At 60.5% G+C, this 13,114-nt stretch carries 10 protein-coding genes; 1 reads left to right on the plus strand and 9 read right to left on the minus strand.

Features of this window, described 5'->3' with window-relative positions; translation table 11 throughout:
* Positions 1 to 194: 194 nt before the first annotated feature.
* Positions 195 to 1,133 carry an MYG1 family protein gene (locus tag QD461_RS18285; protein ID WP_414089026.1) on the minus strand — a complete coding sequence of 313 codons (939 nt, stop codon included), beginning with the start codon at positions 1,131 to 1,133 and terminating at the stop codon, positions 195 to 197.
* A gap of 261 nt (positions 1,134 to 1,394) precedes the next feature.
* Between QD461_RS18285 and QD461_RS18290 the strand changes: the two genes are divergently transcribed.
* The gene (locus QD461_RS18290; RefSeq protein ID WP_414089027.1) at positions 1,395 to 2,315 is read left to right on the plus strand and encodes an alpha/beta hydrolase; all 921 of its coding nucleotides are present in this window, start codon (positions 1,395 to 1,397) and stop codon (positions 2,313 to 2,315) included.
* Positions 2,316 to 2,325: 10 nt separating this feature from the next.
* On the opposite strand, the gene QD461_RS18295 is transcribed toward QD461_RS18290, so the two are convergent.
* From QD461_RS18295 to QD461_RS18330, 8 genes are all read right to left on the minus strand, one after another.
* On the minus strand, positions 2,326 to 3,957 hold the full coding sequence (locus QD461_RS18295; RefSeq protein ID WP_414089028.1) for an ABC transporter ATP-binding protein: 1,632 nt from the start codon (positions 3,955 to 3,957) through the stop codon (positions 2,326 to 2,328).
* Positions 3,950 to 4,777: an ABC transporter permease gene (locus QD461_RS18300; RefSeq protein WP_184705889.1), complete on the minus strand. Its 828-nt coding sequence runs from the start codon at positions 4,775 to 4,777 to the stop codon at positions 3,950 to 3,952. Before QD461_RS18300 ends, QD461_RS18295 begins: the two co-directional genes overlap by 8 nt.
* Positions 4,774 to 5,781 (minus strand): ABC transporter permease, encoded by a 1,008-nt coding sequence (locus tag QD461_RS18305; protein ID WP_414089029.1) that lies wholly within the window; start codon positions 5,779 to 5,781, stop codon positions 4,774 to 4,776. The genes QD461_RS18300 and QD461_RS18305 overlap by 4 nt, the downstream gene beginning before the upstream one ends.
* A 96-nt stretch (positions 5,782 to 5,877) precedes the next feature.
* Positions 5,878 to 7,467 carry an ABC transporter substrate-binding protein gene (locus QD461_RS18310; protein WP_414089030.1) on the minus strand — a complete coding sequence of 530 codons (1,590 nt, stop codon included), beginning with the start codon at positions 7,465 to 7,467 and terminating at the stop codon, positions 5,878 to 5,880.
* Between the two features lie 129 nt (positions 7,468 to 7,596).
* Positions 7,597 to 8,379 (minus strand): carnitinyl-CoA dehydratase, encoded by a 783-nt coding sequence (locus tag QD461_RS18315; RefSeq protein WP_414089031.1) that lies wholly within the window; start codon positions 8,377 to 8,379, stop codon positions 7,597 to 7,599.
* A 6-nt stretch (positions 8,380 to 8,385) separates the two neighbouring features.
* Positions 8,386 to 10,443, minus strand: coding sequence for an acetate--CoA ligase family protein (locus tag QD461_RS18320; protein ID WP_414089032.1), 2,058 nt, complete (start codon positions 10,441 to 10,443; stop codon positions 8,386 to 8,388).
* Between the two features lie 4 nt (positions 10,444 to 10,447).
* A complete protein-coding gene (locus tag QD461_RS18325) occupies positions 10,448 to 11,608 on the minus strand; it encodes an acyl-CoA dehydrogenase family protein (protein ID WP_414089033.1) in 1,161 nt (386 codons plus the stop codon).
* 12 nt (positions 11,609 to 11,620) lie between these two features.
* A complete protein-coding gene (locus QD461_RS18330) occupies positions 11,621 to 13,111 on the minus strand; it encodes a carnitine 3-dehydrogenase (protein WP_414089034.1) in 1,491 nt (496 codons plus the stop codon).
* Between the last annotated feature and the right edge of the window lie 3 nt (positions 13,112 to 13,114).

Genomic DNA, 13,114 nt, shown 5'->3' on the forward strand with positions numbered 1-13,114 from the left:
GCGCAACATCAAGCCCATCGACAAAGGCATCGATCACGCGCACCGCGGCATCTGCGGCAACGTAATCCTCGATCCGCGCTGGCAATAGCGACCTCTGACCCCGATCAGTCCCTGAAATATATCCCATGAAAATGGCCGCATCGTTTCCAATGCGGCCACTTTAATTGATTAGCCGGACTTCTCACACAGGCTGTTTAAGGCCGGCTTTTCGCCGAGGAAATCGCCTCGGTCACTGCAAGCTCCGCCATGGCAAGTGCCGCCTCGCGAGTTTTGGCAGCGGCGATGAAGCGACCATTGTGACAGAAAGTTGCTCCCTCGATGCCGCAGGCCATCTCCAGATCGCGATCGGTCAGCCCAGCCCAGGCTGCCGGCAGATCGGCTCGCAGAGCAAAGCCGTCTTCCGCCCGGCGGATACCGGTCAGGCACCAATCCTTCTCGCGCGGATGAACGACGAACAGCAGGTGGTCCGCGCCTGCCTTTACGATTGCGGGACGGAACGGCATTCCCATCGGAAGCTCCAGAACCCGCCCCTCGCCCGTCCTTACGATTGCCTGATGAACGATCGCCTCGGCGCGCAATTTTGCGGCACTCTGTCCGATCCTCGCCTCGACGAAGCTACGGGCGATCGAAAGCGCATGGTGGAACCCTTGATCGTCAGCTTCGGGGTCGGTTTCGTCGAAAACAGGCTTCAGAGTTTCGAGGAGCGCTGGCAGCGTCAGTGAGGCCAGCGGCCCCGCAGCCGAGGGGCTGAGCGCACCGTTATCCACCAGATCGATTGGCAGCACAAAGCTCGCATCGAAGGAGGCGTGAACCGTGTCGACATGCGCCTCTGGAAGACCCAAGGCCATGAGGTAGTCGCGACCATAGTGCTTCCAGATCAATCCGAACGAACTGAAAGGCTGACCGTCGTCGCGCAACGGCGCGCCACGCTGATGGTGATCGAAAATCCGTGCTGCGGCGTCATATTTGCCTCCGACATCATAGACGATGCGGTCTGAACCAGGTGTGATCCACTCTGGCATCCTGCTGCGAACGACGCGGGCCTGTGGGAAAAGCCTGGTCAGGATGACGCTGGACATGAGTTCATCGGCATGGAATCCACCCGAATGAGTGACGAGAAAATCTGGAATCATGCCGGCATGCACCTTGTCGTTAGTGAAACACCCTCCTGTGGGGCTGGCACCAGATAGCCGCTGCCAGCTAGTATCTCAACCCGCCATTTCCGACTTGGCGCAATCGGTCGAGGAAAATCGCCAAAGCACCCCGTCACAAGAGCTGCAATGAGACCGGTTCGCAGGAGTGTCGCGAGCGTGACGATGACGGCCGTAGGGAGATAAGTGGAAGATTGCCTGATGTGCTATGACATCGTGCAATTCAGGAACAGAGATTTACCGATGAGTTCTCCGCAGCGTCCAATGCCGACTGAAGCAGCCATCTTGAGTTTCCTGGATATTTGCGATTCCTTCTACCCTCCAGATGCGGTGACGGCGTCCATTGCCCAGCAACGCCTATGGTATGACGCGCTTTGTGCTCGTTTTGATCAGCCTTTGCCTCAGGGTATGGCCACGATTGACGCTCTCATTGCCGGGGCAATTCCGGTTCGTCACTATCGGCCGGCCAACATCCGCACAACGACGAGCCTGCTTTATCTGCATGGCGGCGGTTTCGTGGTCGGCTCGCTCCAGAGCCATCACGCCATCTGCGCCGAGATTGCCGATCGTGTCGGAGCTCACCTGGTTTCGGTCGATTATCGTCTCGCCCCGGAGCATCGATGGCCAGCGCAGACGGACGATTGTTTCGCCGTCCTGAGGCAGTTGCTTGCGGAAGAAAAGTCCGTGGTGCTGATCGGCGACAGCGCAGGCGGCAATCTGGCGGCCGGACTGGCGATCAGGGCGCGGACCGAAGGGCTTTCGGGTATTGTCGGGCAGATCCTGATCTATCCCGCACTGGGCGGCGATCTCGTCTCCGGCTCCTACCTGGAGATGAGCGATGCTCCGGGACTGACGAGTGCCGATGTTGCCTATTACCGCAACATCCTGCAGGCGCCGTCAGGCGATCCTGTAGCCGAGCCGCTTGCATTGGCATCGCTTGCCGGTCTCCCGCCAACCTTCATTACGGTGGCGCATTTCGATCCGCTGCGCGACGATGGTCGCCTTTATGCCGCCCGACTGGCACAGGCGGGTGTCGAAGTCTGGTTCCGAGAAGAACCCCAGATGGTGCATGCATGGTTGCGGGCAAGGCACGTGAGCGATGGAGCCCGCGCCGGCTTTGCAGCCATATGCGCCGCAGCCAGTCGCTGCGCCGGATCGATCTGAGAACGCCGCTTCAGTTTCCGGCGCTCTCCATCCTTCGGGTCGTCAGAACTCGTTCCAGCCAACCGATCTCCATCTCGGGCACCGACTTCAGCAACAGGTCGGTATAGTCGTCGAATGGTGGCGAGAGCGCTTGCGACTTCGGACCGAAGCGAACCAGCTTGCCACGATGCATGACAGCGACACTGTCGGCGATCGCCCGCACGATCGCGATATCGTGGGTGATGAAGACATAGGAAAGATGAGCTTCTTCCTGCAGCCTGAGCAACAGCTTCAGAATGCCCTCCGCGACGAGCGGGTCGAGCGCCGATGTCGGCTCGTCGCACAAAATAAGTTCAGGCTTGGCCGCAAGCGCACGGGCGATCGCAACGCGTTGCTTCTGACCACCGGAGAGCTCGGCCGGGTAGCGGTCGATAAAACCATTGCCCATCTCGATTTGATCCAACAGCTCCTTCACCCGCGCGGTCTTGGCCGCACCGTGCAGGCCATCATAAAAAGTCAGCGGACGCCCGATGATATCGCGCACCGTCTGGCGCGGATTCATGGCCGTATCGGCCATCTGGTAGATCAGCTGGATGCGGCGCAGCTCCTCGCGCGAGCGGTTCTTCAACGCCGGTGTCAGCGGCTTGCCATCGAATATGATCCGTCCGTCGCTTGGCGGCAAAAGGCCGGTTATGACACGGGCTAGCGTCGACTTGCCCGAGCCGGACTCGCCGACAACAGCCAAGGTCTGACCTTTTGGCACATGTAGCGAAACATCGTGCAAAACCTTGAAACCATTGGAATATTGCGCGCTGATATTCTCCACTCTCAACAGCGCGCTTGACTGATCGGCAGCTTCTGCCCGCGCCTCCTGCCGGACGTTGACAAGCGCTCGGGTATAATCCTGCCGCGGCGCCTCGATGATCTGTTGGACGCTGCCATATTCAACCAACTTGCCATGCCTCAACACCATGATGTCGTCGGAAATCTGGGCGACGACAGCAAGATCATGCGTGATGTAGAGCGCTGCCGTATGAGTTTCTTCGATAGCGTGCTTGATCGCTGCCAGCACATCGATCTGCGTCGTCACGTCAAGGGCGGTCGTCGGCTCGTCGAAAACGATCAGCTCGGGGTTCGAGCAGAGCGCCATGGCGGTCATGGCGCGCTGCAACTGACCACCCGAGACCTGATGCGGATAGCGCTCGCCGAATGTTTCCGGATTGGGCAGGCCAAGGACCCTGAAGAGATAGAGCGCTCGCTTCCTGGCCTCTTCCTTCGTCATCAGACCGTGCTTGACGGTCGCTTCAATCACCTGGGCACCCAGCCGATGCGCCGGATTGAAGGCGGCGGCGGCCGATTGGGCGACATAGCAAACCCGCGCGCCGCGGATCCTGCGGATGCCGGATTTGCCGAGCGGCAAGATGTCCTTGCCGTCGAGCAGCACCTGGCCGCCGGTAATCTCGGCGCCGCCGCGGCCATAGGCCAGTGCCGAAAGGCCGATGGTGGACTTGCCGGCACCGGACTCGCCGATCAGCCCGAGCACCTTGCCCCTCTGAAGACCGAAGGAGACACCATCGACGATGGTGACGCGTTTCGGCGGTTCGCCGGGGGGATAGCTGGTTGCCTCGATCTTCAGGTCGCGTACGGAAAGAAGCTCAGGCATCGCCACGCCCTCCCTTGAGGCTGGAGGTGCGCCTTAAGAGCCAGTCGACCACCAGATTGACACAGATTGCCAGAGCCGCGATAGCGGAACCTGGCACGAGGGCGGCGGAAATGCCGAAGATGATCCCATCCTTGTTGTCCTTGACCATGCCGCCCCAGTCAGCAGCCGGAGGCTGGATGCCGAGACCGAGGAAGGACAAGGTCGAGAGGAACAGGATCGAGAAGGCGAAGCGCAGCCCGAACTCCGCCAGCAACGGCGACAGCGTATTGGGCAGGATCTCGCGGAAGATGATCCAGAGCCTGCCTTCGCCACGCAGCTTGGCTGCTTCCACAAATTCCATGACCGCGACATCGAGCGCCACGGCACGGCCGAGGCGATAGACGCGGGTGGAATCGAGAATGGCCATGACGAGGATCAGCACGATCAGGTTCTGCGGCAGGACGGCGAGCACGACGAGTGCGAAGATCAAGGTCGGGATCGACATCATCAGGTCGTTGAAGCGCGAGAAGATCGTGTCGATCAAGCCGCGCGAGACGGCGGCGGTGAAGCTCAGGATGATGCCGAGCGAGAAGGAAATGATCGTTGCCCCCAGCGCGACGAAGAGCGTCGTGCGGGTGCCGTAGATCAGACGCGACAGGATATCGCGGCCGAGATTGTCGAGGCCGAAGAAATATTGTGCATCGGCAGGCTGCCAGACATTGCCGACGACTTCCGTCTCGCCGTAAGGCGCGATCCAGGGGGCAAAGATCGCGCAGACGAAGGCAATCAGAATGCCGGCCATGCCGACCCAGGCGGTGATGGGGATATCTCTCAATCTCATCGTGGATGCCTCAGGCGCGGATTGGCAATGATGGCGAGAATATCGGCGGTCATGTTGAGGAAGATATAGACCGCCGCAAAGATCAGGCCGCAAGCCTGTACCACGGGCATGTCACGGACCGTCACCGCATCGACCATGTATTGGCCCATGCCGGGATAGACGAAGACGACTTCGACTACGACAACACCGACGATCAAGTAGGCAAGGTTCAGCGCGATGACGTTGATGATCGGCGCCAGCGCGTTGGGCGCTGCATGCTTGACGATAGCGCGGAAGGCCGAGAGCCCCTTCAGCTCGGCCGTCTCCATATAGGCCGACGACATGACCGACAAGATGGCCGCCCTGGTCATGCGCATCATATGCGCAAGCACGACCAGAACGAGGGTTGCCGTTGGCAGGGCGATTGCATTTAGTCGATCGATGAAGCCCATGCCGTCAAAGACGGTCGCAGGAAAGGTCGCAACTCCGAACTTCACGGAAAAGAACATGATGAGGAGATAACCGATGAAGAATTCCGGCAGCGAGATCGCCGCCAGCGATATGACGTTGATGATCTTGTCCGGCATTCGGTTTCGGAAATGGACGGCGAGCATGCCCAGACAAACCGCCAGCGGCACCGAGATCAAGGCAGCAAACCCGGCCAGAAATAGCGAATTGCCGAGGCGCTTGCCGATCTGCTCGCTGACCGAGTTCTTGCTCGCCCATGAGGTGCCGAAATCCCCCTTGACGGCATTGCCGAGCCATTGAACGTAGCGGGTGGCGACAGGTCGGTTGAGACCGAGTTCCTCGCGGATATTGGCGACCGCCTGCGGCGTTGCCGACTGGCCGAGATAGGTGGTGGCGAAATCGCCCGGCAACGCCTCAAGCCCGCCGAAAATCAGGATGGAAACGGCGAACAAAAGAACGATGCTGAGCACGCAACGCTCGATGATGAGGGACAGCAACGGGAAACGCTGCTTGAACCTCAGCCCGGGCAAAACGGTTCCGGGGGGCAGATTGGACATGGCCGATGCCTCGCGCTTAAACGTCGGGAGGACCGCGAAAATCATCCGCGGTCCCGGCTTCCTCAGGGATGAGGGCCTATTCGCCTGGTTTGGGCATCAGGCATCCAGCCAGACGCGGGTCGCGACGTAGCCGTTCGACATGTCGTTGCCGATGTCATGAACATAGCCCTTCACCTTTTTGGTGGAGGCATTCACGAAATCATTGAACATCGGCAGGATGACGCCGCCTTCGTCGCGCACCATCATCGCCATGGCGCGATAGAGCTCCTTGCGTTTGGCTTCGTCCAGTTCGGAACGGGCCTGAAGCAGAAGCTTGTCGAAATCGGGACGCTTGAAACGCGTGTCGTTCCAGTCCGCCGTCGAAAGATAGGCGGTCGAATACATCTGGTCCTGCGTCGGCCGACCGCCCCAATAGGAGGTAGAGAAGGGTTGGACGTTCCAGACGTTGGTCCAGTAGCCGTCGCCCGGTTCGCGCTTGACCTCGATGGTGATGCCGGCCTTCTTGCAGCTTTCCTGATAAAGGACGGCGGCGTCGACGGCACCGGGGAACGCGACTTCGGAAGTGCGCAGAAGAACCGAGCCGCTATGACCGGACTTCTTGTAGTGGAAGGAGGCCTTGTCGGGATCGTAGGCGCGCTGTTCAATCCCTTCGGGAAAGAGGGCGTAGGTGCTGTTGATCGGGAAATCATTGCCGACCTTGCCGTAGCCGCCGAGGATTTTTTTGACCATGGTCTCGCGATCCATGGCGTATTTGAGGGCCATGCGCAGGTCGTTATTGTCGAAGGGCGCCTTGTCGCAATGCATGATGAAGACATAGTGTCCGCGGCCCGCGGTCGACAGGATCTCCACGGTGGGCGCACGCTTCAGAAGATCCACGGTCTTCGGGTCGACGCGGTTGATATAATGGACCTGGCCGGACGAAAGTGCAGCGATACGCGCGGTCGCATCGTTCATCGTGATGATCTCGACGCTGTCGACAAAGCCGCGGTCGGTGCGCCAGTCGTCCTTGTTGCGCTCGAAGGTCGCGCGCACGCCCGGCTCGAAACTGACCATCTTGTAGGGGCCGGTGCCGATCGATGCGAGCGGATCGTCATTGCCGCCGTTTGGTTGGATGACGAGGTGATAGTCGGTCAGCAGCAACGGCATGTCGGCGTTGCCTTCGGTCAGCGTCAGGACGAGGTTGTCGCCGTCGGCCTTGATGTCCTTGATCGACTTCATGACACCGAGTGCGCCCGATTCCGATTTCGCATCGGTATGGCGCTTGAGCGTGGCAACGACGTCGTCGATCGTCAGCTCCTTGCCATTGTGGAACTTCACGCCCTTGCGGATCTTGAAGGTCCAGGTGGCGGCATCTTTTGACGGCTCCCAGGATTCGGCGAGCGAGGGAACGGCAGCACCCGTCAATGGATGCGATTCGACCAGCATGTCGCCCCAGCAACGGCCGATGCAGAACATGACCTGGGACAGGAATTTCGCCGGATCCTTGGAATCGGTTGCAGCACCACCTTCAAGGCCGAGCTTCAGATGACCGCCGCGCTTCGGTTCGGCTGCCATTGCACTTTCGGTAAAAAGCTTGTCGGCGAGTGCTAAAGTCACACCGGCTGCCATTGCACGTCCCATGAATTCGCGGCGGTTGAGGCCACCGGACGTGACGCGATTTGCCAAGTACTTCGTATAGTCGTTCATTCCCCTGTTCCTTCTTTTTGTCGTGTTGACAGAATTCTCGAACAGCGAGCCTCAGGAAACGGTTTCCTCTTCCGCCTGACGCCTGATGTCCGTGACCATGTAGGAAAAATGCTGCGGTTGCCGCCGCCCCTATTTTCCTTTCCAGATTGGGGCTCGCTTCTCGGCGAAAGCCCGGGCACCTTCCAATTGATCCTCGCTCGAATAGAGGACGTCGACGGTCGCAAACTGCCGTTTGGTGATCTTGTTCATGGCAGTTTGAAACGTCGTACCCTCCGCTTCGCGGACGATTTCCTTTATGGCTGCGTAAACGAGCGGTGGCCCGCTTGCGAGCAGGCGCGCCAGCTCCCACGCCCTGTCCATCAGCCTGTCGGCGACGACGATCTCGTTAACGAAGCCCCAGCGGTGCGCCTCTTCAACGTTGAGCCACCGGCCGGTCAGCAACATGTCCATCGCGATGTGATACGGAATGCGTTTCGGCAATTTGATCGATGCAGCATCAGCAACCGTGCCCGAGCGGATTTCCGGCAGCGCAAAGGTCGCATGGGGGGCGGCTATGATCAGATCTGCCGAAAGTGCGATCTCCAGGCCACCGCCGCAACAGATGCCGTTGACAGCGCAAATAACCGGTTTGTTCAGGTCGCGCAGCTCCTGCAGACCGCCGAAACCACCGACACCATAGTCGCCATCCACGGCATCCCCAGCCGCTGCGGCTTTCAAATCCCAGCCGGCGGAAAAGAACTTCTCGCCAGCGCCGGTGACGATCGCGACCCGCAGATCGGGATTGTCGCGAAAATCGCGAAAAATCAGTCCCATCTTGCGGCTGGTTTCCAGATCGATGGCATTCGCCTTCGGCCGGTCAACGACAACCTCGAGGATGCCATCATCGCATCGGGTTCGAATGGGGTCCTGCAACTTCTGCTACCTCCTTCGCCGAATGAGGGCATCCGCAGCGACGACGCCACCGGATCCAGCCAAAACCATCAAGGGATTAATGTCCAGTTCCTCGAGCCGCGCAGCGTTCTTTACGACATATTCTGCCGCCGATACGACGGCATCGGCGACGATTTCGAGGCTGCTGTTTGAATGGCCGCGATAGCCTTCGATCAGCTTGCGGACTTTGAGCCGCGAAATCCGGTCCAACACCTCGGCTTTCGTGACCGGAAGCGTCAAAACGACAGAATCCTCAAGCAATTCCACGAGAATTCCGCCCGCACCGACCGTCAGGGTCAGCCCGACGACGGGATCTCGGACTGCGCCGACGATCAACTCCGCAAGAGGGCGATCGACCATGCGTTCAACCAGAAATCTCAGCGCCACATGACTCATTCCTTCCGCCGCATCTTTGACGGCCTTTCTATCCCATAGGTTGAGTTTGACCGCACCGACATCGGATTTATGTTCGACGCCGAGCGCTTTGAGCGCGACAGGGAAGCCGAGCTCCTCAGCGCGATCAGCCGCTTCACTTGCCGTGGCCGCGGTCTTGCCGAGGGGCACGGTAAGGCCTGCCGCCGCAAGCTCAACCTTCGCGGCAGCTTCGCTCAGGGTCTCGATTTCTCCGGCATCGGCTTGCGCATCGAGGAGCGGCAAGGGTCGCGGTCTTTTCCAGGCATCGGCGACGCCGCTCGCAATCTCGGCAGCAGCCAAAGCCTCGCTGATGCCGCAAAGCGGCACGATGCCGGTTTCGATCAATTGCCGGGCGATGGCTTCCGGCATGTTTTCCGGCAGCGTTGCCAAGATGGCGGCACGGGCACGCGTCTGTCTTGCGGCCGCGGTAACGGCCGAGACTGTGATCATCCAGTCTGCGCCATCGCAGCGGTCCTCGCGTGGAAAGTCGAGCACGAGTAGATTGAGGGCGTAGCCGCCGGCGAACATGGCGCTGAAGGCCTCCGTCTGGCGCTCCAAGTCGCCCCAGACGAAGGTATGATAGTCGAGCGGGTTTGAGAGCGTCACCATCTGCCCGAGGCTCGCGCGCAAAGCCGGCAGCTGTTCGGCCTTCAAGGCGCGGAACTCGACATTGCGGCCGACGGCTGCATCGGCCATCAGCGATGCTTCGCCGCCAGAACAGCTCATCGAAGAGATCGCATTGCTGTCGAGCGGACCTGCGACATGCAGGAGTTTCAGCGTTTCGATGAGTTCCGCAAGCGTTGAGACGCGACCAATGCCAAGACGATCAAGAACGGCGTCGGCAACCGCATCGCTGCCGGCGAGCGAGGCCGTGTGCGAGACGGTGGCACGCTGGGCCTGCTCGGATTTTCCGACCTTCAGCGCGACGACGGGCTTCTTCAACTCCCTCGCATGCATCGCAAGAGCTTCAAGCGCCCTGACATCGCCAAAGCCTTCGATATGCAGGCCGACGGCGGTGACACGAGGATCCGCGAGAACGGCCTGGGCGAGATCCGACAATCCGGTCTGCGCCTGATTGCCTGCCGTCATCAGATAGCTGACGGGCAGGCCGCGTCTTTGCATGCTCAGATTGATGGCGATGTTGGAAGATTGCGTGAGGATGGCAACGCCGCGCTCGCTTCTTACAATGCCATGCTGATCTGGCCAGAGCAGAGCGCCGTCGAGCCCGTTGATCATGCCGTAGCAGTTCGGCCCGACAATCGGCATGGCACCGGCCGCTTCAACCAGAGCCCGCTGCAGATCCGCGCCATCCGCCAGTTCCGTAACCGCCTCGCTGAAGCCCGAAGCATAACAGACCGCGCCGCCAGCTCCTCTCGCAGAAAGCTCGCGCACGATATCGACGGTAAGCGTCCGATTGACGCCGACGAAAGCGGCATCCGGCGCGCCGGGCAGGTCGGCGACCGACCGATAGCACCGGCGGCCGAGGACCCATTCCTGTGTCGGATGCACCGGCCAGATCTCGCCGGAAAACCCCAGAAGATCGCATTGCTCGATCACGCGCCGGGCTTCGCGACCGCCGAAGACGGCGATCGTTCTGGGTCTGATGAGGCGATCGAGCGAGCGCTGCGTCATGGGCTCATGCTCCGAACGGCCGAAGCAGATCGCGGCTGATAATATGCCGCTGTATCTCGGAGGTACCGTCCCATATGCGCTCGACGCGGGCGTCGCGCCAGAAGCGGGCAAGCGGCAAGTCGTCCATCAATCCCATGCCGCCGAAGATCTGGATTGCCTCGTCGGTGACGCGGGCAAGCATTTCCGAGGCATAAAGCTTGGCCGACGCAATCTCGCGATTGGCGGGGATGCCGGCATCGAGCTTCCAGGCGGCGGCCAGCGTGAGCAAGTCCGCTGCGTCGATTTCGGTGATCATATCAGCAAGCTTGAAGGAGACGCCCTGATTGGCGCCGATCGGCTTGCCGAATTGCTTGCGCTCGGCGGCATAGGGCAGAGCCAGATCGAAAACGCGACGCGCACGGCCGACACAAGTGGCGGCAACGGTCAAACGCGTCCCGTAAAGCCATTGATTGGCAAGATCGAAGCCGCGATGCAGCTCGCCGAGCACCTGCGACTTCGGCAGACGGCAGTCGGTGAAATTCAGGATGCAGTTATGGTAGCCGCGATGGGAAACCGAATCATAGCCTTTGAGGATCTCGAAGCCTGGCGTACCGCGATCGACCAGGAAGGCCGTGATCTTCTTCTTGACACCGCGATGCGTGTCTTCTTCGCCGGTCGCGGCAAAGACGATGACGAAATCGGCGACATCGGCGTGCGAGATGAAGTGCTTCGTACCGTTGAGCACGAAATCATCGCCATCCTGCTTGGCTGCGCATTTCATGCCGCGCATGTCGGAACCGGCGTCCGGTTCGGTGATGGCAAGCGCATCGACGCGCTCGCCGCGCACCGCCGGCAGGAGATAACGCTCGCGCTGCTCGCCCTCGCAGGCCATCAAGATACCCGATGGACGGCCGAAGAAGACGGTGAGCCCCAGGGAACCGCGCCCAAGCTCGCGCTCGACGAGCGTGAAGGTGACGTGATCGAGCCCGGCGCCGCCAATTTCCTCCGGGAAATTGCAGGCATAGAAACCAAGTTCGATGCATTTGCGCCGGATCTCGTCTCCGATTTCAGACTGCACGATGCCGGTGCGCTCGACTTCGTTTTCGTGCGGATAGATCTCCGTCTCGACGAAGTCCCTGACCGTCTGGACGATCATCTCCTGTTCTTCGCTGAGTCCGAAATTCACGATCGCTTCCTCCTAGCGTTTTTGTCCCACATGACGGCCGGCTCCCTCCGGCATTGGCAAGGCGACATGGCCAGCGACGATCGGCCTCAATCTCACCAGTATCTCCTCCGGTGCAGCAACGGCCTTGCCGGCCTTTGCATCGACATGCAGCAGCATCTGTTCGGCGGTGGCGATTACATCGCCGCTTTCGCTATCGTGCAGCGCATGGAACACATGCAGCCGCTTTTCGTCGGATGCGAGGATCTGCGCGGTCGAATGGATGGCCTGACCAAGCTTTGCCTCGCCGAGATGGCGGATATGGGTCTCCACCGTATAGTAGCTGTGGCCGCGCTCGACATAGTCCATATCGACGCCGATCAGGCGCAGCAGCGCGTCCGAGGTGTCGCCGAACACCTGCAGATAGCGGTGCTCGGTCATATGGCCATTGTAGTCGACCCAGGCCGGGCTGACCTTGGTGTCGATCAGGCGCAGCGGCTTTGTAACCTCCAGCGTCTGCTTCTTTTCTCCGCCCGCAGCCCAAAGATGCTGCTCGAAATCCTTGAGCAGCTTGCCGGCGCCCCAGCCCTTGCCGCCATGGCCGCCTTTCAGGCTCTGGAGAATACCCACGAGGTTTTCGTCGCGGATGCGCTCGAGTTCGCGGATCGACAGTCCATCGGCTTGTTCGTCGGATTGCTGGCCGATCTTCTCGACGAGTGCGTCGTCAAGATCGACGACATCCATCAGCTTCGTCCAGTTCCACTGCAAAGCCGGGCCGAACTGGGCAAGAAAGTGACGCATGCCCGCTTCGCCGCCGGCAATGCGATAGGTCTGGAACAAGCCCATCTGCGCCCAGCGCAGACCGAAGGAATAGCGGATGACATCGTCAAGCGTCTCGACGGTGCAGATATCGTCCTTGATCAGCCACAGCGCCTCGCGCCAAAGCGCCTCCAGCAAGCGATCACCAACAAAAGCCTCGATCTCTTTGGCGATATGGACGCCCTTCATGCCGATGGGCGGCAGTCGCTCCATCGCTGCCTTGATCGTGGCAGGGCTGGTCTTCTCGCCGCCGACGATCTCGACGAGCGGCAGGAGATAGACGGGATTATAGGGGTGGGCGACGAACAGGCGCTCCGGATGGCGCATGTCGCGCTGCAGGTCTGTTGGCAGCAACCCCGAGGTGGATGAGCCGATCAGCGCATCCGGCTTTGCCGCGGCATCGATCTGTGTCAGCACATTGCGCTTGAGATCCAGCCGCTCGGGCACGCTTTCCTGGATCCAGTCGGCACCGGCGACGGCTGCCTCCAGCGTGTCCCTGAATGTCAGTTTGCCGCGCGGCGGAAGCGGTGCGCCAGTCAGCATCGCATAGGCTTTTTCGGCATTTGCCAGAACCTCGCCGACGATACGGGTTGCTTCCGGATGCGGGTCGTAGACATCGACATCGATGCCCGCCAGCAGGAAGCGGGCGATCCATCCGCCGCCGATGACGCCGCCGCCGATACAGGCCGCCTTGTTGATCTTGGTCATCGG

The sequence above is a fragment of the Rhizobium sp. BR 314 genome (genome assembly GCF_047445805.1).
GTDB classification, from domain to species: Bacteria; Pseudomonadota; Alphaproteobacteria; order Rhizobiales; family Rhizobiaceae; genus Rhizobium; species Rhizobium lusitanum_B.